Origin of the sequence: Pseudoflavonifractor sp. BSD2780061688st1 E11, assembly GCF_005844125.1 — a bacterium.
Lineage (GTDB): Bacteria > Bacillota > Clostridia > Lachnospirales > Lachnospiraceae > Sellimonas > Sellimonas catena.
The window spans coordinates 44,653-70,282 of the sequence record NZ_SPHM01000016.1 but is presented as its reverse complement, the minus strand read 5'-3'; the positions used below and the strand labels follow the sequence as shown (position 1 = coordinate 70,282).

22 protein-coding genes are annotated in these 25,630 nt (G+C 47.9%); 14 read left to right on the top strand and 8 right to left on the bottom strand.

The genetic code is table 11. The features are described 5' to 3' along the window. Window positions 1-252: 252 nt before the first annotated feature. Window positions 253-1,800, top strand: coding sequence for a glutamine-hydrolyzing GMP synthase (gene guaA / locus FGQ85_RS09215; RefSeq protein ID WP_138373305.1), 1,548 nt, complete (start codon window positions 253-255; stop codon window positions 1,798-1,800). A gap of 218 nt (window positions 1,801-2,018) precedes the next feature. Further along, the gene (locus FGQ85_RS09210) at window positions 2,019-2,372 is read left to right on the top strand and encodes a hypothetical protein (protein ID WP_138373304.1); all 354 of its coding nucleotides are present in this window, start codon (window positions 2,019-2,021) and stop codon (window positions 2,370-2,372) included. A gap of 210 nt (window positions 2,373-2,582) precedes the next feature. On the opposite strand, the gene FGQ85_RS09205 is transcribed toward FGQ85_RS09210, so the two are convergent. Further along, window positions 2,583-3,881, bottom strand: a complete 1,299-nt coding sequence (locus tag FGQ85_RS09205) for a tyrosine-type recombinase/integrase (protein ID WP_002586625.1) — start codon at window positions 3,879-3,881, stop codon at window positions 2,583-2,585. A gap of 107 nt (window positions 3,882-3,988) precedes the next feature. Continuing rightward, window positions 3,989-4,663 carry a helix-turn-helix transcriptional regulator gene (locus tag FGQ85_RS09200; protein ID WP_225363674.1) on the bottom strand — a complete coding sequence of 225 codons (675 nt, stop codon included), beginning with the start codon at window positions 4,661-4,663 and terminating at the stop codon, window positions 3,989-3,991. Between the two features lie 172 nt (window positions 4,664-4,835). On the opposite strand from FGQ85_RS09200, the gene FGQ85_RS09195 reads away from it, so the two are divergent. Next, window positions 4,836-5,051, top strand: coding sequence for a helix-turn-helix domain-containing protein (locus FGQ85_RS09195; RefSeq protein WP_002586623.1), 216 nt, complete (start codon window positions 4,836-4,838; stop codon window positions 5,049-5,051). Window positions 5,052-5,285: 234 nt separating this feature from the next. Continuing rightward, on the top strand, window positions 5,286-6,722 hold the full coding sequence (locus FGQ85_RS09190; RefSeq protein WP_002586622.1) for a MobA/MobL family protein: 1,437 nt from the start codon (window positions 5,286-5,288) through the stop codon (window positions 6,720-6,722). Window positions 6,723-6,775: 53 nt separating this feature from the next. Here the strand turns inward: FGQ85_RS09190 and FGQ85_RS09185 are convergent, their stop codons facing one another. The 6 genes from FGQ85_RS09185 to FGQ85_RS09160 form a co-directional block, all read right to left on the bottom strand. After that, a complete protein-coding gene (locus FGQ85_RS09185; RefSeq protein WP_074141147.1) occupies window positions 6,776-6,943 on the bottom strand; it encodes a cysteine-rich KTR domain-containing protein in 168 nt (55 codons plus the stop codon). 1 nt (window position 6,944) lies between these two features. Beyond that, window positions 6,945-7,337, bottom strand: coding sequence for an arsenate reductase ArsC (locus FGQ85_RS09180; protein WP_002586621.1), 393 nt, complete (start codon window positions 7,335-7,337; stop codon window positions 6,945-6,947). A gap of 2 nt (window positions 7,338-7,339) precedes the next feature. Beyond that, window positions 7,340-7,717 carry a thioredoxin family protein gene (locus FGQ85_RS09175; RefSeq protein ID WP_002586620.1) on the bottom strand — a complete coding sequence of 126 codons (378 nt, stop codon included), beginning with the start codon at window positions 7,715-7,717 and terminating at the stop codon, window positions 7,340-7,342. A gap of 18 nt (window positions 7,718-7,735) precedes the next feature. Next, window positions 7,736-8,749 carry a permease gene (locus FGQ85_RS09170; protein ID WP_138373303.1) on the bottom strand — a complete coding sequence of 338 codons (1,014 nt, stop codon included), beginning with the start codon at window positions 8,747-8,749 and terminating at the stop codon, window positions 7,736-7,738. A gap of 88 nt (window positions 8,750-8,837) precedes the next feature. Beyond that, window positions 8,838-9,146 (bottom strand): metalloregulator ArsR/SmtB family transcription factor, encoded by a 309-nt coding sequence (locus tag FGQ85_RS09165; RefSeq protein ID WP_002586618.1) that lies wholly within the window; start codon window positions 9,144-9,146, stop codon window positions 8,838-8,840. 127 nt (window positions 9,147-9,273) lie between these two features. Then, window positions 9,274-9,651, bottom strand: a complete 378-nt coding sequence (locus tag FGQ85_RS09160; RefSeq protein ID WP_002586617.1) for a TnpV protein — start codon at window positions 9,649-9,651, stop codon at window positions 9,274-9,276. A gap of 337 nt (window positions 9,652-9,988) precedes the next feature. On the opposite strand from FGQ85_RS09160, the gene FGQ85_RS09155 reads away from it, so the two are divergent. From FGQ85_RS09155 to FGQ85_RS09110, 10 genes are all read left to right on the top strand, one after another. After that, window positions 9,989-10,402, top strand: a complete 414-nt coding sequence (locus tag FGQ85_RS09155) for a hypothetical protein (RefSeq protein ID WP_138373302.1) — start codon at window positions 9,989-9,991, stop codon at window positions 10,400-10,402. 184 nt (window positions 10,403-10,586) lie between these two features. Beyond that, complete coding sequence (locus FGQ85_RS09150; protein ID WP_138373301.1) at window positions 10,587-11,414, top strand: AAA family ATPase; 828 nt, start codon at window positions 10,587-10,589, stop codon at window positions 11,412-11,414. Further along, entirely contained in the window at window positions 11,368-12,303 is a 936-nt protein-coding gene (locus FGQ85_RS09145) for a ParB/RepB/Spo0J family partition protein (RefSeq protein WP_138373300.1), read from the top strand. The genes FGQ85_RS09150 and FGQ85_RS09145 overlap by 47 nt, the downstream gene beginning before the upstream one ends. A 268-nt stretch (window positions 12,304-12,571) precedes the next feature. Then, complete coding sequence (locus FGQ85_RS09140) at window positions 12,572-16,786, top strand: SpaA isopeptide-forming pilin-related protein (protein WP_243128529.1); 4,215 nt, start codon at window positions 12,572-12,574, stop codon at window positions 16,784-16,786. A 152-nt stretch (window positions 16,787-16,938) separates the two neighbouring features. After that, entirely contained in the window at window positions 16,939-17,277 is a 339-nt protein-coding gene (locus FGQ85_RS09135; protein ID WP_138373299.1) for a hypothetical protein, read from the top strand. 54 nt (window positions 17,278-17,331) lie between these two features. Beyond that, entirely contained in the window at window positions 17,332-17,610 is a 279-nt protein-coding gene (locus tag FGQ85_RS09130) for a hypothetical protein (protein ID WP_138373298.1), read from the top strand. Continuing rightward, the gene (locus tag FGQ85_RS09125) at window positions 17,611-17,835 is read left to right on the top strand and encodes a hypothetical protein (RefSeq protein WP_138373297.1); all 225 of its coding nucleotides are present in this window, start codon (window positions 17,611-17,613) and stop codon (window positions 17,833-17,835) included. Next, entirely contained in the window at window positions 17,825-18,103 is a 279-nt protein-coding gene (locus FGQ85_RS09120) for a hypothetical protein (protein ID WP_138373296.1), read from the top strand. Before FGQ85_RS09125 ends, FGQ85_RS09120 begins: the two co-directional genes overlap by 11 nt. Before the next feature lie 789 nt (window positions 18,104-18,892). Then, complete coding sequence (locus tag FGQ85_RS09115; protein ID WP_347563079.1) at window positions 18,893-19,291, top strand: TnpV protein; 399 nt, start codon at window positions 18,893-18,895, stop codon at window positions 19,289-19,291. 122 nt (window positions 19,292-19,413) lie between these two features. Beyond that, window positions 19,414-25,581: an N-6 DNA methylase gene (locus FGQ85_RS09110; RefSeq protein WP_347563080.1), complete on the top strand. Its 6,168-nt coding sequence runs from the start codon at window positions 19,414-19,416 to the stop codon at window positions 25,579-25,581. Window positions 25,582-25,630: the final 49 nt, after the last annotated feature.

Sequence of the window (25,630 nt, the reverse complement as noted above, 5' to 3'; positions counted from 1 at the left end):
TAAAAATTTGACACAAAAAAAGCAGGTTTTATGCGGCCTGCAAGGTATTTTTCTATTATTCAACTGTCAAACTCCCGGAACTGGAAAAGTATTCGGGGTGTGAAAAATGGATTGATGTGGGGAAAAGGAGCGGGGAGTGAGAGAAAATAGAGTAAACTTCCCATTTCGCCCATTTTCGGAAAATTCACTTGTAAATCAGAGGGTGCTATTCTATAATAGAAGAACCACAAAGGAAAAGAAGGAGGGTAACCCGTGAAAAACGAATTAGTAATTGTGCTTGACTTCGGCGGACAGTACAACCAGCTGGTGGCAAGACGTGTTCGTGAATGTAATGTATATTGCGAGATCTATTCCTACCGTATTGATATTGAAAAGATCAAGGCAATGAATCCAAAGGGAATCATCCTGACCGGCGGCCCGAACAGCTGCTACGAGGCAGATTCTCCGACATATACAAAAGAGTTATTTGAACTCGGTATTCCGGTTCTTGGACTCTGCTACGGAGCACAGCTGATGATGCATGTGCTTGGCGGAAAGGTAACAAAAGCAGAAGTCAGAGAGTACGGAAAGACCGAGGTTTTGATTGATAAGAAAGATTCCAAGGTGTTTGAAGGTGTAGAAGCTTCTACAACATGCTGGATGAGCCATTTTGATTATATTGCACAGGTTGCGCCGGGATTTGAGATTACGGCCCACACAGCAGACTGCCCGGTTGCAGCAGCTGAAAATGCAGAGAAAAAGCTGTATGCAATTCAGTTCCATCCGGAAGTACTTCATACAGTCCGCGGAAAAGAGATGCTGTACAATTTCGTACGCGGTGTCTGCGAATGTTCAGGCGACTGGAAGATGGACGCATTTGTTGAAAATGCAGTTGCAGATATCAGAGAAAAAGTGGGAGACGGCAAAGTTCTGCTGGCACTGTCCGGCGGTGTTGACTCTTCCGTAGCAGCAGGACTGCTTTCCAGAGCGATCGGAAAACAGCTGACATGCGTGTTTGTAGACCATGGACTTCTTCGTAAAAACGAAGGAGATGAAGTAGAAGCAGTATTCGGACCGGAAGGAAACTTTGACTTGAACTTCATCCGTGTTAACGCACAGGAAAGATATTACAACAAACTTGCAGGTGTGACAGAACCGGAACAGAAGCGTAAAATTATCGGCGAAGAATTCATCCGTGTATTTGAGGAAGAAGCAAAGAAAATCGGAGCCGTAGATTTCCTCGCACAGGGAACGATTTATCCGGACGTTGTAGAGAGTGGTCTTGGCGGAGAATCCGCAGTGATCAAATCTCACCACAACGTAGGAGGACTTCCGGACTTTGTTGATTTCAAAGAAATTATCGAGCCGCTCCGCGATCTTTTCAAAGACGAAGTTCGTAAAGTAGGACTGGAGCTTGGCATTCCGGAAGATCTGGTATTCCGTCAGCCATTCCCGGGACCGGGACTTGGAATCCGTATCATCGGCGAAGTTACAGCTGAGAAAGTACGGATCGTGCAGGATGCAGACGCAATCTACAGAGAAGAGATTGCAAACGCAGGACTGGCAAGAGAAGTCAACCAGTACTTTGCAGCGCTCACAAATATGCGTTCTGTTGGAGTTATGGGAGATGAAAGAACCTATGACTACGCAGTAGCACTTAGAGCAGTAAAAACGATCGACTTCATGACAGCTGAAGCAGCTGATATCCCGTTTGAGGTACTTCAGAAAGTCATGAGCAGAATCATCAACGAGGTGAAAGGTGTCAATCGCGTATTCTACGATTTGACAAGCAAACCACCAGGAACGATTGAGTTTGAATAGTAAACAGAGAGCCGGGAGGCCGCATAAACACTGGGTTTCCCGGCTTATCATATGCTCCGTGGTACTATTTTGGAACTAAAATTGCAATGAGTAAAAATGAATAAAGAGATAGAAATGTGCAGAAAGCCGTTTGTTCTTTTAATTGAGAGCAGGCGGTTTTTTTGCGTTCTATAATATATGGCTGCCTGCCAGAGCAAAAAGAAAGAGAGGAATTATTTATGAAGAAAACGAGAAAAGCCGCAAGTAATGTAAACAATGCTGTTAATCTGATCTCCGGAGCCTATACATTGCCCCTGATCGACAAACTGTTTTCCAACAGCCAGAGAATTGAGGATATGGATGATATTTATTTCTCCATAACTGCATTGGTGGATACAGACAGAATCAACGAGGCGTTCCATATGATAAGAGGATTGTTTGGAATTGCCGGTATGGAATATCCGCAGGAGATCGCACAGTTGGAAAACTCGGAAGAACTGCAGGAATCTTTTGTGTCGGAATTAATTTTTGATTTTTATGACGTGATTGAGGATAAGAGGTTAGAAACAGAAGAACAGGAAATTCCCGTTTAAAATGCGGGAATATTACATAGGAAATTGAGAGGTATATTGTAAATCTATTCATTTTTGGTATATAATAATACTATTCAATCTCCAAATTGAAATTTAACTATCTAATCCTCAAAAACCATTGATTTTTCAAGGCTTCACGCCTGTTTTTCATTCAAACCTTATCTGTTTGCCCTTGTTTTTGCCCTTACGAGCCGAAACAAGGGCAACTTTTTATTCCCCGCCGACCACCTTATCCAGCAGCCTTGCGGAAGTGCGCTTCGCTTCCCTTGTAGAGTGAGCGTAGATGTTCATTGTGGTACTGACATCGGAGTGTCCGAGAAGTTCCTGCACATCTTTCGGCTTTGCGCCGCCGGAAAGCAGATTGCTTGTGTAGGTGTGACGGAGCGTGTGGAAATGGAAATCTTCAAGCCCTTTCACTTTCTTCTTTGCCGCCCTGCACATAATCCCTACCGTACTCGGCGCTTCATACGCCCCGTCTGCTCTCAGGCAGACAAAGGAGATTTCCTTGTAATCCTCCGGGACTTCCTCTGTCCTTTGCAGGCTGTAAACCTCATAATAGGTGCGCCCTTTTTCCTTTACTTCTTTGTAGTAGTTCAGGTGATAAAACTCCCCGTAGCGGAAACGGTTTTTGCGCTGTTCTGTTCTCGCCGCCCGCAGGATTGCCGCCAGCGTGTCGCAGAAATCAACGGTGCGGACTTTGCTCCGTTTTGTCGTTCCCACTTCGGTTGTGTGCCTTGTTCCGTTATAGCGCATGCTTCGGCGTACCGTGAGATATTGTTCCTCAAGGTTAATATCCTGCCAAGTCAAGCCGCATACTTCCCCGATACGAAGCCCCGTGTAGTACGCTATCTGCACAGGCAGCAAGGCGGGATTATCTTTTGCCTTGAGAAATTCCTCCAGCTTTTGGAACTGTTCATGGGTGATAGTAGGAATACTGGAAGTATCTTCCTCACTGTCCGAGAAAATATCCGTTTCCTGCTTCCTGCCCCTCAGCTTCACATACTGCATAGGGTTAAAGGTAATCAGTTTTTTCGGGAAAACCGCAAAGCGGAAGGAATTTTGCAACACCGCCGAGAACAGGAGCATATATCCTTTGCTCATGGGCTTTGAAGTTGTCCCGTCCGGGTTTGTCCCACCGTAGCTCAGAAAATCAATGAACGCCTGCAAATGGTCGGCGGTCACGGTTTTCAGCTTGCGTTTGCCAATGGGATATTGCTTGATACGGTTGACCGTTCCCTGATAGGACATGACCGTCCCGTTGCTTAAGTTGCCGGGTTTCAGTTCTTCCTCTACCCACATATCCAGCATATCGCCTACCGTGATGTTTTCCGCTTTCCCGACAAACTGCTTTTCCTCATAGTCCGCTATCGCTTTGCGGAGCATGGCTTCTGTTTCCGCCTTGCTCTCTGTGCCTGCAAACTCTTTCTGCACTTTTCTGCCGCTTTCATCTTCAATATAAAAGCGTCCGTACCACTTTTTGCCTTTCTTTCTTACAGAACCTTTTGCCATAGATAAAAAACTCCTTTCTATCCGTGGCAATCGGGACTGTGACATATGGTGTGCGTAAAGTAATTGTGTCACTTCCGCCAGTGAAAGTCAACTGGCGTCTTTACTTGTCAAGGTGCCACGGAATTTTCTTTTTCGGAAAGCCTTTCTTCGGCTTCCTCCACTATCCCGAAAAGTGCGCCCATCGACATTCTTGTGCGCCCCTCATCGTGGATATGTAAAATCCCGTCTAAAAACCGTTTCATATCCTCAATCGGTACTTCCATCTTCTTGCGGTATACCTGTTCCATGATTGCCCCGGACTCTATGGCGTACCGTCCAAGAGACTCTTTCAGCCCTTTGTCCTCCGCCACACGGTCAACTTCCTCCATAGCATCAGCAAAGTAGCAGGTCATAACCGTATACAGGTCAACCATCTTGCCGAGAAATGTCGTGAGAAGCTGCTGGTGCGGCTCGCCCTTTACTGTATAGGAAACTGTGTCCAGATATTTCCTGATGTGTTCCTCAATATCCCGCTGGCAAAGAGTATAGGTGTCATATTCCTTATCATCGGAAAGACCTGTCAGCCATTCGGGAGTTGTGAGCAACGCTTCCGCAAGACCGTTGATAACCATTGTGCGCTTCGGATCAACTCCGTCCGCTTCATACCGCTGAATGGTGGATTTGTTCACGCCTACACGCCTGCCAAGTTCCGGCATGGTAATGTTTAACTCTGTGCGGCGTTCCTTAATCCTCCTACCGACCTGTTTTGCGGTGAATGTGGTTTCTTTTTTCAAGGTGTTCACCTCCTGACTGGTATCAGTATAACACGCCGATACTTATTTTGCAACCTTTATCTCAATGAAAGTTGTAAATAAACTATGAATGGTTGCAAAATAGGTTGACAAGAGATGGCAGAATAAGTATAATGATAAAACAGTAGTTGCAAAATGAGTATTCTAAAAGGAGGTTGATAGAATGAGCGCAGTCAAAATGGGACTTACCATAGAGGAAGCCGCAGAATGTACGGGTATCGGCAGGAACACCATGCGGAAGCTGGTGGAATGGGGAAAGCTGCCCGTCCTCAAAGTGGGGCGCAAGACCATTATCCGCAGGGACACGCTGGAACGGTTTCTGACGGTCAATCAGGGAAGAAATCTTCTGAAGCCCGATGATGTCCGCAGAGTGGAATGACCATCCATTCTCTTTTCGGAAAGTAACCCTAAGCCCTCGGCGTTTGAGAGCGAAATACACCCCTCGCACAAATCTTCGATTTGTACTCCGGGTATTTCGCCCTTGCAGGGGGCTTCCGTATCAACCGCCTGCGGCGTATGATACGGGGCTGTCACCGCTGCCGCAGCGACAGCCACAACCGTAAACGGTTGCAAAAAAAGGACGCACCTTGACAACAGAAAACGGAGATGATGTATGCCGAGACACAGTTTTATCCAGATGTCAAAACTGCCCAATGTCAAAGGGCGAATATCGTATATTACAAGCCATGCAAGGCAGGAAAATCTCTATGCCACCTACCGCACCGCCGACAGCACCTTTTGGAGCAACCTTGCAAGGGAAAGCCAGCAGGAGTTTCAGCGCAGCGGCACAGAGGGCAAATGTATCGAAGCAAGGGAACTGATTATCGCCTTGCCCGAAATCTATACGCAATACGAGCCGCAGCAGGTACTCACGGACTTTACAGAGGAGTTCCGCAGGCGGTACGGTGTGGAGTGCGTGTCCGCCCTCCACCACAACAAGCGCAAGACAAATTATCATATCCATCTGATTTTCAGCGAGAGGAGGTTGCTCCCCGAACCTGATGTAAAGGTTGCTTCCCGCAGCGTGTTCTTTGACGAGACTGGAAAGCGTGTCCGCACCAAAAAGGAAATCACGGGGGAGGACGGGCAGATACGGAAAGGCTGTACCGTCATCAAAAAAGGCGAGGTATACGAAAGCCATCTGTTTACTACCAAAGATACACGCTTTAAGGGAGAGCCTTTTCTCCGAGAGATAAAGGAAGTGTATACAGAACTTATTAACTGCCATATCTCCGATCCTGAGCAGCACTTAAAGGTATTTGATAAAAACAGCGTCTATCTTCCGGCCAAGAAAATCGGCAAAAATAATCCCAAAGAGGACGAAATCAAAGCCGATAATGCCGCAAGGCAGGAATGGAACAGGACAGCGGATATGGCGTTATTATCAGGTATCTCCGAAGCAAAGATTTTAGAAGTCAAGCAGACAGAGATACACGAAAAGGCGAGCCAGTCTATCAAAAGCAAGGGCTGGCTGCCGGGTCTGTTCCGCAGTATCGTAAACAAGGCTAAGGACTTCCTGCAAAACTTAATCCGTGAACACGATATGCCGCCGAAGCCTGTCCTTGAAATAGATATGGCAGAGTTCCGTACCATGCAAAAGCTGATGATAAAGGCGCAGGATAAGGCGAAAGAAATCCGGCATTTGCAGGATACGGTACTTCCGAAGCTGAAACAACAGCTTGCCGATACAAAAGGGATTTTCAAGGGTAAGGAGCGCAAGGCGCTCACAGAGCAGATACAGCGGACAGAAAAGGAAATCGCTGAAAAGCTGGATAAACTGCCCGATGTTCTGAAAGAGGACGGTTATCCCGATGTGCAGGCGTACATGGCAACCTACCGTAAGGCGGAGGCTGTTGTGGAGCAGTTCAATCGTGACCTTGCCGCATGGGAGCAACAGGTCAGGGAAAAACAGAAACCCGCCAAAAAAGAGCAGGCAAAGCCGCCTGAACGAGAGAGCGTGCTGAAACGCCTGCGTCAGCTTCAGGCGGAGGGTAAGCAGAGAAACCAGCCGAGACAGAGAAAGAAATCCTTTGACAGAGACAGCCGATAGGCACGAAAAACCGCCGCTATGGTATCACCCATGCGGCGGCATACATAAAAATCTTATTTGTGTTCTGCAAGCGTGACTTTCATATCCTGAGCATTGATGCTTGTTTCCTTTTTGCACTTCGGACAGTAGAGAGGGAAGTTTCTTAATTCTGTATCTTCCCGTATCATTGTGCGAGTTTTATTGCCGCAGATAGGGCAATATATCCATTCTGTGGCTTTCATGTTACTTTTCTAATTTCAAGTCTTTTATTTTTTGAGATATTCTCTCAATGACCTGTATAAAACATTCATCACTTTTGCCCGTCGGATCGGGAAGTCCCCAATTATCATCAAACGCTCTACCGATATAGGGACAACCGACATCACACCCCATTGAAATCGCAATATCGGGCGTAGGGATTTTATCAATCGTCTTGCTATACTGGCTTTGCTCCATATCTATCCCATAAAGCTGTTTCATAAGCCGCACAGCGTCCTGATTGATTTGTGATTTTGTTTCTGTTCCGGCAGAATAGAAATCAAACTTATCTCCCGCCAAATGTTTTCCAAGTGCTTCTGCAATCTGACTGCGGCAGGAGTTATGCACACAAATAAAGGCTACCTTTTTCTTATCCATCGTTAAAACCCCAGCTTGTGCAGCAGAGCAACCACATCAGCAGCTTTCAAAACCTTACCCATAGCAACAACCTTTTCGTTGACAACAAGGGCAGGCATACTCATAACACCGTATTCCATTACTTTCTGCATATCGGTAATGTATTCGACCTCTACGGAAAGTCCCATATCCTTTACTGCCTGCTTTGTGTATTCAAATTGTTCGTGACAGGATTTACAACCTGCCAACACTTTGATACAGCAGATTTCTCCCTCTTTCAAATCAGGACAGCAATCGTTTGTAATGCTTTCTGCTTCGCTGGCAGCACAACCGCAGCTACAAGCGCAAGCAGGTGTTTTCTTTTCTTCTTCCTTTTTCTTTCCAAAGTTAAATAATGCCATAATAATAACCTCCTAAAATTAAACAATTAAATATTGTATTGCGTTGAAAAGATAGCCTACAATAATAATACCAGCAGCACATATTCCAATGAAAATACCAAGCAGTTTCGGTTTGACCGCCTTACGAAGCATAATCATCGAGGGGAGCGAGAGCGTTGTAACGCCCATCATAAAGGAAAGGACAACGCCGAGCAAAGCGCCTTTCGCCAGCAGAGCCTCCGCAATCGGGATTGTACCGAAAATATCCGCATACATCGGAATACCGACTATTGTGGCAATAATTACGCCAAACGGATTATTTTCGCCAAGTGCTTTGACAATAAATTCTTCAGGAATCCAGTTGTGAATGAAAGCACCAATGCCCACGCCGATCAGAACATAAGGAGCAACCTTTTTAGCGGTTTCAACAACCTGTTCCCACGCAAATTTCATACGGTCTTTGAAATGCAGTTCCTCCTGCGGAACATCAATCGAGTGACCGTTTCGGATATATTCTTCCACTTGATTATCGAGGTGCAACTTTTCAATTAGCGTTCCGCCAGCCACAGCGATTACCAAACCGAATATTACATATAAAACAGCAACTTTCCAGCCGAAAATACTCATCAGTAAGACAAGGCTTCCGAGGTCAACCATCGGCGAAGAAATCAAAAAGGAGAATGTAACGCCAAGCGGCAAACCTGCGCTTGTAAACCCGATAAACAACGGAATGGAAGAACACGAGCAAAACGGTGTTACCGTACCGAGCAGAGCGGCGATGATATTCGCCCATATTCCGTGAAATCTGCCGAGTATCTTTTTAGCTCTTTCGGGCGGGAAATAACTTTGAATATACGAGATAATCAAAATCAAAACGCCGAGCAGTACCATAATTTTTACAGTATCATAGATGAAAAACTGAACACTTCCTCCTATTTTGCCCGTGGTATCTAAACCGCAAGCGTTCAAAAATGTTTCAATGAGGCGATTCAGCCAGTTCATACCAAGGACTTCATTTTGAAAAAAGTCCCAAATTGTTTTTAGTGTCTCCATAAAAAGCCCCTTTCATATAGTTATATTGAAATATGTCGATTTATCGTCCCGAATATAAGCCGTGCGGAAAAGCAATCAATAAACTTCCTCACTTTTCACAGCACGACTTGTTTTCGCTTTCAACATCAAGTGTTGTCAACTGCCGCAAACATTCTTTTGCCTGCTCCACACCTTTTTCTGAAATAGAATAGTGTGTCCATTTTCCCTCTTTGCGCCCGACAACTATTTCAGCGTCACAAAGAATTTTCATATGGTGGGAAAGCGTAGGCTGCGTGACATTGATTTCTTCTAGCAACTTGCAAGCACATTTTTCACCTGAACGCAGCAGTTTTATAATCCTAATGCGGTTTTCATCACAAAACGCTTTGAAAATTGCCGCAATTCTTTTTTCATCCATCTCTCTCAATCACCTCCTATAGATAAATGTCTATGTGTTATTATATGCAACACATAGAAAAATGTCAATATATTTTTTTGATTTAAGTGAAACAGCGGTAGGAAAACTAAATCCTACCGCTGTCTTCTTATGCAAAGATGATTTCTTTTTCCACAATCTCCTTTGCACACGCCCGTATGTTATTCATTCTCTGTGTCCATTCCAAAGCGTTTTCCGCCTTTAACTGCTCCGTAATACCCTGCACCCGTTTCATCTGCTCTGTGAGCCTTTCCATGCGTTCCTGCGCCTGCCTGTCGATGTCAGCAAGGTAATTGTTCAGTCTGCCGCTTGTGAACAAGGTTATGTAGGTGGCTCGGCGGTATTCTTTCAGATACCGCAAGTGCCGCTGTCCCCACAAACCAATAGGCTGTTCTTTTTCGGCTGGTAAGATAAGACATGGGATATAATAATCTCCTTGCAGTTCATACCACAGACCATTTTTATCATCGTAAATGTACTTGTCCATTGAAAAATCCTCCGTTATAATATATTCGCACATACATCACAGTTCTCCGATTGCCACACTTTGTTATATCTTGTTATGAGATTTTCTTGCCCTTGTATTTGCCCTTATGAGCAATGAGGGAAAGAGTAAACTTGTGTGTAACCGTATAAAGAGATAAGGCAGACACATTGCGATAAATCCTTTATTTTCAAGGCTTTTGGAGGATTTTATTAAAACACTGTAACCTCTGTTGAGAGGTCATAATTTACTGATATTCAAATTGGAATTTATCAAGAAATTAAACGGAGCAAGAAGTTCTAATTGACCAAGGTAAAGAAACATGGAGGTGTTTCAAAAAATGAGAAAAATCAAAATAATTCTGTGTATATCATCCTTAATTGTAAGCATATTATCAGGTTGTGAAAAGCAAGGGACGAACATTGACCTGGCGAGTATTGACATATCCGATATCGATAAAGTTGAACATACAGGAACTACAGGCGGTCAGAATGGTGGATATTCATATTCTTTTTCGGAAAGCGAAAGCAACGGATTTATTGAGTTGTTGAACCAAGTGGAACTCGGGAATGCTGTGGATGAAAGAGATGCATTGTCAAGTGGAGCGGTTTCTTATTATACACTCTATTATACGGACGGAGAAACGATGACGATTAGTCCGGGACAATATTTTAAGATTGGAGATAGTTATTACGAATTCAAAAATTATGATGAATTGTGGGACAAGTTTATAGAATTTAACAGTATACATTAAAATTCGGTAAATCCTAAATTGTCAATCGTATCAAGTAGGAAACAATAAGTGAATACAGAAATTACATAGCCGGAAGGTTTTCAATTTACGAAAATCCTCCGGCTTTTTTCATGCCCTTTTTATACATAGCCATTTCCCTACGCAGGAAGATGGCTATTAAATTTTTAGGAAAGGAGGGAACCGTATGGTGAATTGCAAAGTAATTGCGATTGCCAACCAGAAAGGCGGAACGGGGAAAACCACCACAACCGTCAACTTAGGGATCGGGCTTGCCAGAGAAGGAAAAAGAGTTCTTTTAGTGGACGCTGATCCACAGGGCGATCTGACAACCTCACTGGGATGGCCGGAGCAGGATAACCTTTCTGTGACACTTGCCACACAGTTAGAAGGGATTGTGGCTGACCGGGAAATGGATAGCCACGCCGGAATTTTACACCATGAGGAAGGCGTTGATCTGATCCCGTCCAATATTGAACTGGCAGGGTTGGAAGTAATGCTTGTCAATGCCATGAGCCGGGAACTCACTCTGAAAAATTATCTCAATGAAGTGAAAAGCAGGTATGACTATGTGCTGATTGACTGCATGCCGAGTTTAGGTATGCTGACGATCAATGCACTGGCGGCGTCTGACAGTGTGATTGTACCGGTACAGGCCCAGTATCTTCCGGCAAAGGGAATGACACAGCTTATGAAAACAATCGGGAAGGTGCAAAGACAGATCAATCCGGCGCTGAAGGTGGACGGTGTACTTTTGACACTTGCAGATATGCGGACAAATCTGGCCCGTGTAACCGCAGAAAGTATCCGACAGAATTATGGGCGTAAGATCAAGGTTTACCAGACTGTCATTCCGGTTGGCGTGAAAGCGGCGGAAACAAGTGCCGCAGGACAGAGCATTTACCGTTATGACAAAAACGGAACAGTGGCAAAAGCCTATGCGTCATTTACAAAGGAGGTGGTACGGGATGGCGAAAAGCAGAGAAATAAAGCTGAACCTTCCCGCAGCCGATGACCTGTTCAGCACACAGGAGGAACGTGACGAGGCAAAACGGGAGTATGTAGCAGAAATTCCTCTGACAGAGATCAGCGATTTTCCTGACCATCCGTATAAAGTAAAGCAGGATGAAAGTATGCTGGAACTGGCGGCAAGTATCCGGGAAAAAGGCGTGGTCAATCCTGCTTTGGTGCGCCCGAAACCGGAAGGCGGTTATGAAATGGTGGCAGGACACCGGAGAAAATTCGCCAGTGAGATTGCCGGGAAAACAGTCATGCCCTGTATTGTGCGAAATCTGACGGATGACGAGGCTACGATCATCATGGTAGACTCTAACCTGCAAAGGGAGAAAGTTTTACCGTCAGAGAAAGCCTTTGCCTATAAGATGAAACTGGACGCAATGAACAGACAAGCAGGACGCCCAAGTAAAAATATGACACCAGTGGTGTCAAATTCTTTTGGAGTAAGAACAAATGAGGTTCTGGCAAAAGAAGTGGGCGAAAGCAGAGAGACAATCCGCCGCTATATCCGTCTTACTGAACTCATCACACCTATTCTGGATATGGTGGACGAGGGAAAGATTGCCATGCGTCCGGCAGTAGAGCTGTCTTACTTGCCGAAAGAGCAACAGCAGGCACTTTTTGACACAATGAAACTGGAGGACTGTACGCCCAGCCACGCACAGGCGATTAAAATGCGGAAGTTTGCAGAGGCAGGAAAGCTGAATGAGGATGTGATCCTGTCGATCATGACTGAGGAAAAGCCGAACCAGGTGGAGCAGTTTAAAATCCCGAAAAAGAGGATTGACAAATATTTCTCTCCGGGAACCACGCCAAAGCAAATGGAAGAGACGATCATTAAGGCACTGGAACTGTACCGCAGACGGGAGAGAGGACGGGAAAGATAAGAGGACACCTGGGGGAAAGTGGGTTCCTTTGTGGATTTCCAGTTTCCCGGTGTCTTCGCTCCGCTCCGGTCGGTGCTAACCGTGTGCTACCGGCACACAGCACCCCCTCCCCACACCCTACCCCTTCTGGATTACCAGCAGTTTACCAGCCGAAAAGAAGAATAAGGAGCCGGTGGCTATCCACATTCCATCGGATCAGTACCCAGCCCTGCCAGCAAGCAGGGATTTTTTATGTGGGCCGAAAGGCTCAGAAATGGAGGAGAATGAAGTGAAGAAAATCAAGCAGTTATTCAAGAAAGGGATCGCACTGGCGCTGGCGGCGGTCACGACACTGTCCGTCCTGCCGGCGGCCACGGTATCGGCTGCGTCCGAGCGGGCAACGATCACATTCGCTTATTGCTATGACGGAAACGGGAACACCATCCGTTATCAGCAGACAGTTTCCCACAACGGGATTACCTGCGGTCATGCGGGAGAGGCCAGAACCCGGATTTATGCAGACGGGGAGAACGCCTACTGTATCGAGCCGGGAATCTCCCTGCATACCGGGAACACATTGGAGAAGGACGCTTCTGTGGCGTGGAACAACTTAGGGAAAGAGAAACAGGACGCTGTGAACCTTGCCCTTTTGTATGGCGCACAGGGCAGCATGGGCAGTCTGTCCGGCACGGAAGATGAGAAAGTCCTTGCGACACAGATGGTCATCTGGGAGATCGTAACCGGGTGCAGGAATGCCACCGCTCCCTATGCCCGGACAGACGCCAAATTCTATAACAGTCTTTGCGTAGGCGGGGCAAACAGCGGTGTGGCAGCGGCTTATAACCAGATTGTTTCCGGCATGGTCAGCCACGGAACCATTCCCAGTTTTGCGTCCGGCAGTACAGACAGCACTCCGCAGGAACTGAAATGGGACGGAAACCAATATATGCTGAAACTGACAGACACCAATGGAGTCCTGTCGAAATTCAATTTCACATCATCCAACAGTGATGTAAAAGTCAGCACATCCGGAAACACACTGACCATCACATCCAGTAAAGCGATTGCCGGGAACGTGCAGTTGTCCGCAACCAAGAAGATCCCCACAGTGAGCAGCAGCGCAAAGCTGATTGCCTATGGCGATCCGTCTTTACAGGACGTGGTTACAGGCGTGGAGAATACAGCAGCGGTGCAGGCATATCTGAATGTGAAGATTCCTTATGGCCACGTTCAGATTGTGAAAACATCGGAGGACGGTGTGGTGGCTGGATTAAAATTCCAGATCACGGGCAACGGGATTGATCAGACCGTGACAACCGGGAAGGACGGAACGATCAAAGTGGAGAACCTTCAGCCGGGAACTTACACGGTAACAGAGCTGACAGAGAACCGATATGAACCGCAGAAAGCGAAGACTGTGGAGGTCAAAGGCGGGGAAACCGCTACCGTGGACTTTTCCAATATCCTCAAGCGTGGGGATTTGAAAGTGACCAAGACTTCTGAGGATGGTCTGGTGGAAGGCATGAAGTTCCATCTCTACGGAACCTCTCTTTCCGGTATTCCGGTGGACGAGTATGCGGTTACGGACAGCACAGGTGTTGCTACATTTTCTAATATTCTGATCTCCGGCGATACGCCCTATACGCTGGAGGAAGTGGAGACAGCAGACCGCTATGTGGTTCCGGCGGCCCAGAACGTGACCGTCAACTGGAACGAAGTGACGAATGCCACTGTCCATAACGTACTGAAAAAGTTCCGGGTAACGGTCACAAAGACAGACCGGGAGACAGGAATCCCGCAGGGAGACGCTACGCTGGCAGGCGCAGTGTACGGGATTTATGACGGGGATACACTGATTGACACTTACACCACGGACAGCAATGGCAGTTTTACTACGAAATATTATGTGTGCGGGGATAACTGGACAATCCGGGAGATCAGCCCGTCCGAAGGGTATCTGCTGGACGAGACTTCCTACCATGTGGGAGCAGAGGCAACTCTTTATACCGTGGAGCTGAACGATACTTCCAATGACGTGAATGAGCAGGTCATCAAGGGAAGGATTTCTATCATCAAGCACACGGATGACGGAAGTACGCAGATCGAAACACCGGAGGAAGGCGCAGAGTTCCAGGTGTATTTAAAGAGCGCAGGCAGCTATGACAGCGCAAAGGACAGCGAGCGGGATACGCTGGTGTGTGATGAGAACGGATATGCCGAGACGAAAGACCTGCCTTATGGCATTTATACGGTACACCAGACAAAAGGCTGGGAAGGCCGGGAGATGATCGGAGACTTTGATGTGTATATCAGCAGTGACGGAGAAGTTTACCGCTACCTCATCAACAACCGCCTGTTTGAATCCTATATCAAAGTAGTCAAGAAAGACGCAGAAACGGGAAACACCATCCCCCTTGCGGGAGCCGGGTTCCAGATCTATGACGAATCCGGGAACCTTGTGACCATGCAGTATACCTATCCGGAAGTCACAAAGCTGGATACTTTCTATACCGGAAGTGACGGTTATCTGATTACACCGGAGGTACTGCCTTATGGAAATTACACATTAGTGGAGGTACAGGCTCCTTACGGGTATGTACTGGACAGTACGCCGGTTCCATTTACAGTATCGGAGGAACAGTCCGGGCAGGACAGTGGAGTGACCGTGATCACGGTGGAAAAAGAGGATATGCCGCAGAAAGGCAAGATCCTTGTGACAAAAACCGGCGAGGAGTTCTCCTCTGTGCAGGTGTCTGGAGACGGTGTGGTGGACAAAGACGGGAACCTTGCGGAAGGCGAGAACATTTACACGCCTGTTTATGCAGTAACCGGGCAGGCCGGGGCGGTATATGAAGTGATCGCCGCCGAGGACATTGTGACACCGGACGGAACTGTGCGGGCAAACGCCGGGGATGTAGTGGATACCATTACCACAGATGAGGAAGGCAAGGCAGAGACAAAAGAACTGTATCTGGGGAAATACCAGATCGTGGAAAAGACAGCGCCGGAAGGTCTGGTGCTGAATACAGAAACCCATGAGGCGGAGCTGACATATGCCGGACAGGAAGTATCTGTAACAGAGGCGGACACCGCTTTCTATAATGAGCGGCAGAAAGTGACGGTTGATCTTACAAAGACACTGGAACAGGATGAAATCTTTGGGATCGGAAGTGCAGGAGAGATCCAGAACGTGGCCTTTGGCCTGTATGCTGCAGAGGATCTGACAGCAGCGGACGGTTCCATGATTCCGGCGGACGGTCTGATCGAGATCGTGTTCTGCAGTACAGAGGGAACCGCCGCATTTCAGACAGACCTGCCTTTTGGCAAGTATTATGTGAAAGAAGTTGCCACTGACCAGCATTATCTTCTGTCAGAAGAAACCTATCTTGTGGACTTTACCTACCAGGGGCAGGATACCGCTGTTGTCCATATTTCCGCAAATGAGGGAAATGCCATTGAGAATGAACTGATCCGGGGAAAGATCTCCGGACGGAAAGTAGACACGGACGGAGAGGCACTGGAAGGCGCAACGATTGGCCTGTTTTCCGCAGGTGCAGAAGAATTTACGGAAGATACTGCCTTAATGGTAACTACTTCTGATGAGGACGGAGCCTTTGCATTTGAGGATGTACCCTTTGGCAGATGGATCGTCCGGGAGATCGCAAGCCCGGAAGGATATGTGCTGAATGAGGCACTCCACTATGTAGCGGTTACGGAAGATGAGGAAGTGATCGAGGTGGAGCTGATCAACAAACTCATTGAGGGCAGTGTCCGTCTGACAAAAGTGGACGCAGAATATCCGGCGAACAAGCTGACGGGCGCTGTATTTGAGTTGTATGCAGATACGGACAAAGACCAGAAACTGACCGAAAAGGATGAACTTGTGGGAGAAATCCCGAAAATCTCAGAGGGCATTTACCAGACGGACGGTCTGCTCTACGGAGGATATTTTGTGAAAGAAAAGACTGCCCCGGAAGGCTTCAAGCTGGATGAGAACGCTTATTACTTTGAGATCAGTGAGGACGGAAAGATCGTAGATGTGGAAAATGAGGCAGGCGTTGGCTTTATCAACCAGCCGATTACCGGAAAACTGGAACTGACCAAGACAGACGTTGCAGACGGGAAACCTCTTCCAAATGCCGGATTCCGTATTAAGGACGAGGATGGGAATATCGTTGCCACAGGCGTAACAGATGAGAACGGGATCGCCATCTTTACCCTGCGGTATGGAAAATACACCTATCAGGAGTATAATGCGCCGGAAGGCTATGAGATTGATGAGTCCGAATACGCCTTTGAGATCAAGGAGGACGGACAGATCGTAAAGGCCACTATGACGAATGAAAAGATCCCGGAGGAACTGATCACGACACCGAAGACCGGAGATGACAGCAGGCCGGGCCTGTGGATCGGGTTATCTGTCCTGTCCGGAGCGGGCGTGACAGCCTTTGGAATTCTGACGGCAATGAAAATGAGAAAAAAGAAAGGGGAAAATAAGGCATGAACGCAAAGATGTGGATCACGGTCATTTTAGTGGCATTTATCGCAGGAGCCTTGATCTGGCTGAATCTGCGGAACCGGAAGAAATAGACAGAACGTGACAGGAGGCGGCGGTAAGCCGCCTCTTTACATACCGGACGAAAGGAGGAAAAGCCATTGATACAGAAATTTAATACCGGGATTGCCAGACGGTATGGGATAGCCGCAGCTTTGCTTGCGGAGGCAATCTGGACGGAAATAAAAGAGAATGAATTTCATGGACGCTGCCGGTATGACGGGGAAACCTGGATGTGTTGCAGCCGGAAAATGTTTCTGATCCGTATGCCCTATCTGACAAAACATATGGTCAGCACGGGCCTTGCAAGGCTGAAACGGGCAGGTGTCCTCATAAAAGGCGAGTGGAACAAAGGACAGTCTGACCGGACGGGCTGGTATACGTTTACGCCTTATGGGAGGAAGGTCATGGAAGAAAGCGAGGATGAGGACTATGCGTGAGAAAGAGCAGAAACAAAAGATAGAAAAAGTGTCTCTGTCACGGGAGGTGCGCTGATGGAAAAACGGGTAAATCAGGGATATGAAATTGTTCAGTCCATTGAGGTGGGAACATCGGAGTTTGTTTTAGGCGTCAGCCAGTATCATCCGGAACAGTTTGTGACATGGAAATGCAGTGGAAAGACGGATTATTACTGGGGGCATTATACTGACAGCCTGCTGAAAGCAACCAAAGATCTGTGTGAGAGGGCTTTGGAAGAAATCGCATATCTGGAACAGCGGGAGCAGCGCAAAGGAACAAAAAGGGAAATACAGAAAACAGAACAGGAAAGGTAGGTGTGGAAGTTGGCACAGATCAACCATAAGGCTGTCCGCGCTCTCTCAAAGCTGATGGAGGCGGGATTTGACAATGAAAAAGCAGTTTTAAATATGACAATGGATGATATTTTGTCTCTGCCAGGGATCACAGTGGCAGAAATCGGGATGATTAATGAGATCCAGAAAGCAGTAAAAGCCGGAAAGTTCATAACATTTTTGGGGGCGGGGAGATATGAGCAGTGAAAAAATGATCTGCTTTACGGACGGCGGGGGAAACCCGCTTTTTTCCCTTCCGGACAGTTCTTTTCTGCGTCTGGAGTATGACAACGGGGATTGCTCCTGCGCTTTCTGCCGCTATCACAGTGAGGAACAGGTGGAAATAGACGGGAAGTGCAGAAATATCCGCCAGTTTGCAAGGCAGATGGAAAAGAATGGGATTCATTATCGGCCCATGAGTGAGACAAAACGGAAAGGAGGCAGGGATGTATGGCAAAGAAGAAATATGATCTGATCACAGACCTTTATACAGAGACTGTAAAAGAAGTAACTGCCAGTCCGGAAAACTGGCTGTCTTTCCTGCGCTCTGCCTGCAGGAACTTCCGGCTGCCTTTTGATGACCAGATTCTAATCTATGCACAGCGCCCGGAGGCGTCCGCAGTGTTGCCTATGAAAGTCTGGAATGAGAAGTTTGGGCGGTGGGTAAAGCGGGATTCCAAAGGAATCGCAGTTTTTGACAAGGACAGCCCGAAACTGAGATTGAAATACTATTATGACGTTTCAGATACGCAGGAAGGACGTTACCGCCGTCTGCTCCGGCCAGTGCCATTGTGGGAAGTGCCGGAAGAATATCAGCCGGATGTGAGGGAAACCCTTGCCAATGCCTTTGGCGTGGACGAAACAGTGACAGGATTTGCGGAAACCATACTGGAGGCGGCAAAGATTGCGGCAGAAGATAACATTGCGGATTATCTGCCGGATCTGCTCTCAGAACGAAAGAACAGCTATCTGGAAGAGGTGGACGAGTACAACGTGGAGGTGGAGGCCCGCCAGCTTTTATCGGCCAGTGTTGCTTATATGGTCATGGTACGGTGCGGCGTGGATACCGACCTGTATCTGGATACAGAGGACTTCCGGAATATCACGGACTTTAATACGCCGGAAATGGTCAACCTGTTTGGTGTTGCGGCCAGTGATGTGGCGGAAATGGCATTCTCCGAGATTTCCGATACTGTCAATAAGCTGAGAAAGGCAGAGAGAAAGAATAGTCGCACCTTTGCCGGGAAAGAGACAGGCCGATATAATGAAAGCGAAAACAGAGAACAGATTACAGAAAGGGGCATTACACATGAGAGCGATCACATACAGCAGACAGGGCGATTATCTTCTTCCGGATTTGACCGTGCCGGACGAACCGGAAGTACACCGTGGGAAGTACGCTTTCCTCCGTCAGACTTATCTGAAAAATTACCGGTACGGGATGTATCTGAACCTGCTGACAAAAGGAGAACTGAACCGCCATCTGAACGAAGTGCAGCGAGAGGCACAGGAGCGGATGGAAGTTCTGACCGGGCAGATGAAAGCAGCCTGGGGCGTGACAGAGGAACTGAAAGCGAAAGACCAGATGGCGTGGGTACAGCAGATGAACAACATCCGGCAGGCAGCGGAAGAGATCGTGATGAAGGAGCTGATCTACAGCTAACCGGACAAGAACCACAGCCGGAAGAGGAAAGGCAGAACCCAACTGCAGAGCCACAGCCAACGGTGGCAGAACAACAGTCATTATTAGAAGAACTGGCAGGAGAGGAATCTCCTGCTTTTTCTATGCCACAGGAAATCATTGACCATACCCTGCAGTCCGGTTCTTCCTTTGAACATGGCAAATACAGAATTTACTCCTATTTTCTGCAAGAACACAGCAATAAGGAAAAAGCAGAATTTTTAAAGCAGGAATATGGCATGGGAGGATCTGTAACTGATTATTTAGGAGAAAGATTTCACCAGGATACAAATGCGAAAGGTTATACCATCCAGTGGAAGAATTATGAGACTACTTTGAAATGGACGGCGGTTGCAAAGAGGATTGATGAGCTGATCGCTGTCGGACGGTATATGACAGAGAAGGAACTGGAGTATATTCCGGAGTATGAAAAAACTACTTTGACAGGTAACATTTACGACTTTTTTTATAATCAGCCGGAAACGTTTTTACGTCCATATCCGTATGGCTCAGATTATCATAGAGCGATAAACCAAATCCGCCCGCAGCTTGATGATCCCAAACAAGTAAAAGAAATCCTTTCCATGATGGAAGAGGTTCTTGCGGGAACCGCAGATTACGATCAGCGATACCCGTCCATGCAACAGGTGTATAAAGATCTTACGGATTACCGGGACGGAGTATTCCGTTTGTTTACTCCCATACCAGCCGAAAGAGAAAACACGCAGGCTCCCCCGGAGCCTGTTCCGGCACAGAGCCGGGAGGAGGTTCTGGCAGGACGTCTCAATGCATTTTACCAGGCGTATGACTGGTATGAATACCAGGATACAATTGAGGCAGGAGAGACACAGGAGGATGTTCTGCGCCAGTTGCAGGAACAGTTGGCCGATCCCCAGTCCGTGCAGGAAATTTACAGCTATCTGATCAGTGTCCGGGAAGGGATGGACACGGAGGATGAAAATTATTCCGAAGTGTCGGAACTGATAGCCGGGATTGCGGCCTTGCCTGCCATGAAGCCGCCTTATGACCTGCAGGTGGATACGATTGTCACAATAGGCACAAAAGAATATTCCATTGACTTTATTTCCGATGAGATGGTGGTTCTGCGTGACCAGATGTATCCGCTTTTCACAGAGGAAATGCCGAGGAAGGTGTTTGACCGCCGGGTACGGGAAAATCCGGCGAATGACCATCTGAAGGCGGGCAGGAAACCGTCAGAGGAACCAGCCGAAAAAGACAAGGAGGAACCGGCTCCCGCACAGGAAATGGCGCAGGAGCAGGAGGACGGATTTACCGGAATAAAACCGGAGGACAATCCTTTTGAAAAGGAACCGGAAGAACTTCTGGAGGATCTGGCCCCGGCATGGACACAGAAGAAACCTGCCGGGAGGGTAAGAGGGTTTGATCCGCACCTGGAGATTCCCCAGGAGAGCCGCAGCCAGTATCGGATCACGGATGAGCATTTAGGGGAGGGAACTGAAAAAGAAAAGTTCCGTGCCAACATCATGGCAATCCAGCTATTGAAGAAGTGTGAGGAAGAAAACCGCTTTGCCACGCCGGAAGAACAGGAAATCCTTGCCGGATATGTTGGATGGGGCGGGCTGTCTGACGCTTTTGACGAGACGAAATTTTCCTGGTCAACGGAATATCTGGAATTAAAGACCGTTCTGACGGAGGAGGAATATGCCGCTGCGAGACAGTCCACGCTGACCGCCTTTTATACGCCGCCGGTGGTGGTCAGTGCCATGTATCAGGCTTTGGAGAACATGGGGATGAAATCCGGGAACATTCTGGAGCCAAGCTGCGGAACAGGAAATTTTATCGGACGGAAGCCGGAGAGCCTGTCCGACTGCAGGGTTTATGGTGTGGAAATTGACAGCATTTCCGCCAGGATTGCACAGCAGCTTTACCAGAAATCCACTATCGTTGCCCAGGGATTTGAGAACGCAGATCTGCCAGACAGTTTTTTTGACGTGGTCATAGGAAATGTACCTTTTGGAAGTTATAAGGTACTGGACAGGAAATATGATAAGTATAACTTTCTGATCCACGACTATTTTATCGCAAAATCTATCGATAAGACGAGGCCGAAGGGTGTGCTTGCATTGATCACGTCCAACGGGATCAGCGGCGGGACAATGGATAAGCGGGATGACCGGGTGCGGAGATATATCGCCCAGCGGTGCGACCTGTTAGGGGCGATCCGTCTGCCCAATAACGCTTTTCTTGCCAATGCCGGGACAGAGATTAACACGGATATTCTCTTTTTCCAGAAGCGGGAGACGCCGAGAGACTTAAATGTGAATCTGCCGGACTGGGTGGAAGTGGAGCGCCTCTATGAAAATGATCATGTAAATGAACAGGGCGAGAGCCGACACCGGGTGGTCAGTATCAATCCCTATTTTCAGCAGCACCCGGAAATGGTACTGGGCGAGCAGGAGATTGTGTCCGGGCCTTATGGCCCACAGTTGATCTGCAAACCTTATCCGGACAGGGATTTAAAGGAACTTCTGGAGCAGGCAGTAGAAAACCTTGAGGCGGAGATCACGGAATATGAGGTGGAGGAGCTGGTGGAGGAAGAGGATCATTCGATACCGGCTGATCCGTCTGTGGCGAACTTTTCCTATACGGTTTATGACGGGAAGATCTATTACCGGGAAAACAGCCGCATGAAACCGGTGGAACTGTCCGTGACAGCACAGAACCGTGTGAAAGGAATGATTGCCATCCGGGATTGTACCAGAGAGCTGATCGCTTATCAGACCGAAGGGTATCCGGATGAAGAAATCGAAGAACAGCAGAAAAAGCTGAACCATCTGTATGATTTGTTCCAGAGAAAATATGGCCTGCTGAACTCCAGGGCGAACAGTATGGTGTTTTCTGATGACAGCAGTTATCCCCTTCTCTGTTCTCTTGAGATTGTAGCAGAGGACGGAACGCTGGAACGGAAGGCGGATATGTTCACAAAACGAACCATAAAGCCTCACGAAACGGTAACGGAAGTGGATACCGCAAGTGAGGCCTTATCGTTGGCTCTTTCCGAAAAAGCCTGCGTGGATATGGAGTATCTGTGTTCTCTGACCGGGAAAAGCGCCCAGGAAGTGGAACAGGAATTACAGGGCGTGATCTTCCGTCTGCCGGAGTCTGAGGATCTGGAACATCCCCGGTTTGTATCCGAGGATGAATACCTTTCCGGCAACGTGCGCCAGAAACTGCGGGAGGCGAAACGGGCGGCGGAGATTTCCGAGGTGTACCGGAGCAATGTGGAGGCACTGGAAAAAGTACAGCCAAAGGATCTGACCGCTTCTGAGATCAGTGTACGACTGGGAGCCACATGGATACCGGAGTCGGATATTGCCAGCTTTATGTTTGAACTTTTGCAGACGCCGAATTATTCCCAGTGGAAGATCAAAGTCCATTTCTCCCGGCATACCGGGGAATGGAATATCGAAGGGAAGAGCATTGACCGGGGAAATCCCCGTGCCAATAATACCTATGGCACGAACCGGGTAAATGCTTATAAGATCATAGAGGATACGCTAAATCTGCGGGATACCCGTGTGTTTGATTATGTGGAGGACGAGGAAGGCAAGAGAAAGCCGGTTGTGAATAAAAAGGAAACCGCCATTGCACAGGGAAAACAGGACTTAATTAAGCAGGCATTCCAGGAATGGATCTGGAAAGATCCGGAGCGCAGACAGAGGCTGACCGCAGATTATAATGAACGGTTCAACGCTATCCGGCCACGGGAGTATGACGGGAGCCACCTGCATTTTTATGGCATGAACCCGGAGATTTCTCTGCGGAAACACCAGAAGGACGGAGTGGCCAGGATCATCTATGGCGGGAATACTCTGCTGGCCTATGTGGTAGGGGCAGGAAAAACCTATACAATGGTAGCGGCGGCTATGGAATGTAAACGGCTTGGGCTGTGTAATAAATCTATGGTCGTGGTGCCGAACCACATCATCGAGCAGTTTGCCGCTGAATGGCTGCAACTCTATCCGGCGGCCAATATTCTGGTGGCAACAAAAAAGGATTTTGAGAAGAAAAACAGGAAAAAGTTCTGTGGGAGAATCGCTACCAGCGATATAGACGCCGTGATCATCGGGCATTCCCAGTTCGAGAAGATCCCATTAAGTGTGGAGCGGCAGGAGCGTATGCTGGAGGAGGAGATTGAGGAAATCATGGAGGGAATTGCTGAGGCAAAGAAGATCCAGGGGAGCCGATTCACAATCAAGCAGATGGAGCGGACAAAGAAATCACTGGAAACACGTCTGAAAAGACTCCATGACCAGAGCCGGAAGGATGATATGATTACCTTTGAGGAACTGGGCGTTGACCGTCTGTTTGTGGATGAAGCGGATAATTATAAGAACCTCTACCTGACCACCAAGATGAGAAATGTAGGCGGGATCGCACAGACCGAGGCACAGAAATCGTCGGATATGTATATGAAGTGCCGCTATCTGGATGAGATCACGGGAGGGAAAGGCGTGATCTTTTCCACTGGAACCCCGGTCAGCAATTCTATGGTGGAACTTTACACTATGCAGCGCTATCTCCAGTATGGCACTCTAGTAGAGAAGAATTTACAGCACTTTGACGCATGGGCGTCCACCTTTGGAGAAACTGTGACCGCACTGGAGATTGCGCCGGAGGGGAACGGATACCGCCTAAAGACACGGTTTGCCCGGTTCTATAACCTGCCGGAACTTTTGCAAATGTTCCGGGAGGTGGCGGACATCCAGACAGCAGATATGCTGAATCTTCCGGTGCCGGAGGCAGAGTACCGGGTAGTAAAGGTGGAGGCTACCGATTTACAGCGGGATATGGTGGAGGAACTGGGAAACCGGGCGGAAAAGGTACGGAACCACCAAGTAAACCCAAGAGAAGATAACATGCTCAAGATTACCAATGACGGAAGGAAACTGGCTCTTGACCAGAGGCTTGCGAACCCGCTACTGCCGGATGATCCGGGAAGTAAAATCAACGCCTGTGTGGAGGAGATCTATCGTCACTGGGAGGAAGGAAAGGATAAAAAGCTGACACAGTTGGTATTCTGCGATCAGTCCACACCGAAAACAGACGGTACATTCAGTGTGTATAACGACATCCGGGATAAGCTGATTGCGAGGGGAATCCCGCCGGAGGAGATTGCCTTTATCCATGACGCCAATACGGATGTGCGGAAAAAAACACTCTTTTCCAAGGTAAGGCGTGGGGCTGTCCGTATCCTTATGGGAAGTACGTTTAAAATGGGAGCCGGAACGAATGTGCAGAATCGGATCATAGCCAGCCACGATCTGGACTGCCCCTGGCGTCCCCGTGATCTGGAGCAGAGGGCAGGAAGAACCATTCGGCAGGGCAATCAAAACTCGAAAGTGGAGATCATCCGGTATGTGACAGAGGGAACTTTTGACGCTTATCTCTATCAGACTATTGAGAACAAGCAGAAATATATCAGCCAGATCATGACATCCAAAAACCCGGCCCGGAGCGTGGAGGACATAGATGAAGTGGCTTTGTCCTATGCGGAGATCAAGGCTCTGGCCACAGGAAACCCTTATATTAAGGAAAAGATGGATCTGGATATACAGGTATCCAAGTTACAGCTTTTAAAGCAGAGCTTTCTGAACCAGAAATATGAAATGGAGGATCAAGTGGCAAAACATCTTCCGGTACGGATCAGAGAGCAGGAGACATGGATCATACAGTATGAGTCAGACCTTGCCCAGGTCAAGGCGCACACGCCGCCGGATCGGGAAACCTTTCCGGTCATGCAGATCGGGGATCATTCTTACACAGAGAAAAAGGAGGCAGGACAGGCGATCATTGACGCCTGCAAAGCCATGAAATCCCCGGAGCCTGTGCCGCTGGGGGCCTATCGTGGACTTTCGATGGAGCTGTCCTATTCCTCTTCCAGCAAGGAATTTGTCATTGCTTTACATGGGAAAGGCACTTATAAAGTACCACTGGGAACAGATATTCATGGAAATATCACAAGATTGGATAACAAGATCAATGAACTGCCGGACAACCTCTCACGCTGCCGGGAAGTTCTTGAAACCGTAAAATCTCAGTTGGAAACTGCAAAGGTGGAGGCACAAAAGGAGTTTCCGCAGGAAAAGGAACTGGCAGAAAAGGTGGCAAGACTGGGCGAACTGAACGCTCTTCTGGATATGGACAAGAAAGAACACATCGTTATGGAAGAAGAACCGGAAGAAGAGGAGATCAAACCGGAGCGGGAAAAAGCTGCCTGGGTGCGGTAAGAAATGCGGTATCGGGGAACTGATACCGTAATACATAGCCTTATTTACA

What these genes read in the sequence shown, in the direction of transcription:
- FGQ85_RS09160 (WP_002586617.1), bottom strand. Translation starts at nt 9,651, where the DNA reads ATGGACAAGTACATTTACGATGATAAAAATGGTCTGTGGTATGAACTG.
- FGQ85_RS09120 (WP_138373296.1), top strand. Translation starts at nt 17,825, where the DNA reads ATGAGCAGTGAAAAAATGATCTGCTTTACGGACGGCGGGGGAAACCCG.
- FGQ85_RS09175 (WP_002586620.1), bottom strand. Translation starts at nt 7,717, where the DNA reads ATGGCATTATTTAACTTTGGAAAGAAAAAGGAAGAAGAAAAGAAAACA.
- FGQ85_RS09190 (WP_002586622.1), top strand. Translation starts at nt 5,286, where the DNA reads ATGCCGAGACACAGTTTTATCCAGATGTCAAAACTGCCCAATGTCAAA.
- FGQ85_RS09170 (WP_138373303.1), bottom strand. Translation starts at nt 8,749, where the DNA reads ATGGAGACACTAAAAACAATTTGGGACTTTTTTCAAAATGAAGTCCTT.
- FGQ85_RS09185 (WP_074141147.1), bottom strand. Translation starts at nt 6,943, where the DNA reads ATGAAAGCCACAGAATGGATATATTGCCCTATCTGCGGCAATAAAACT.
- FGQ85_RS09165 (WP_002586618.1), bottom strand. Translation starts at nt 9,146, where the DNA reads ATGGATGAAAAAAGAATTGCGGCAATTTTCAAAGCGTTTTGTGATGAA.
- FGQ85_RS09110 (WP_347563080.1), top strand. Translation starts at nt 19,414, where the DNA reads ATGCCACAGGAAATCATTGACCATACCCTGCAGTCCGGTTCTTCCTTT.
- FGQ85_RS09195 (WP_002586623.1), top strand. Translation starts at nt 4,836, where the DNA reads ATGAGCGCAGTCAAAATGGGACTTACCATAGAGGAAGCCGCAGAATGT.
- FGQ85_RS09205 (WP_002586625.1), bottom strand. Translation starts at nt 3,881, where the DNA reads ATGGCAAAAGGTTCTGTAAGAAAGAAAGGCAAAAAGTGGTACGGACGC.
- FGQ85_RS09180 (WP_002586621.1), bottom strand. Translation starts at nt 7,337, where the DNA reads ATGGATAAGAAAAAGGTAGCCTTTATTTGTGTGCATAACTCCTGCCGC.
- FGQ85_RS09115 (WP_347563079.1), top strand. Translation starts at nt 18,893, where the DNA reads ATGAAAGCGAAAACAGAGAACAGATTACAGAAAGGGGCATTACACATG.
- FGQ85_RS09130 (WP_138373298.1), top strand. Translation starts at nt 17,332, where the DNA reads ATGGAAAAACGGGTAAATCAGGGATATGAAATTGTTCAGTCCATTGAG.
- FGQ85_RS09210 (WP_138373304.1), top strand. Translation starts at nt 2,019, where the DNA reads ATGAAGAAAACGAGAAAAGCCGCAAGTAATGTAAACAATGCTGTTAAT.
- FGQ85_RS09155 (WP_138373302.1), top strand. Translation starts at nt 9,989, where the DNA reads ATGAGAAAAATCAAAATAATTCTGTGTATATCATCCTTAATTGTAAGC.
- FGQ85_RS09145 (WP_138373300.1), top strand. Translation starts at nt 11,368, where the DNA reads ATGGCGAAAAGCAGAGAAATAAAGCTGAACCTTCCCGCAGCCGATGAC.
- FGQ85_RS09150 (WP_138373301.1), top strand. Translation starts at nt 10,587, where the DNA reads ATGGTGAATTGCAAAGTAATTGCGATTGCCAACCAGAAAGGCGGAACG.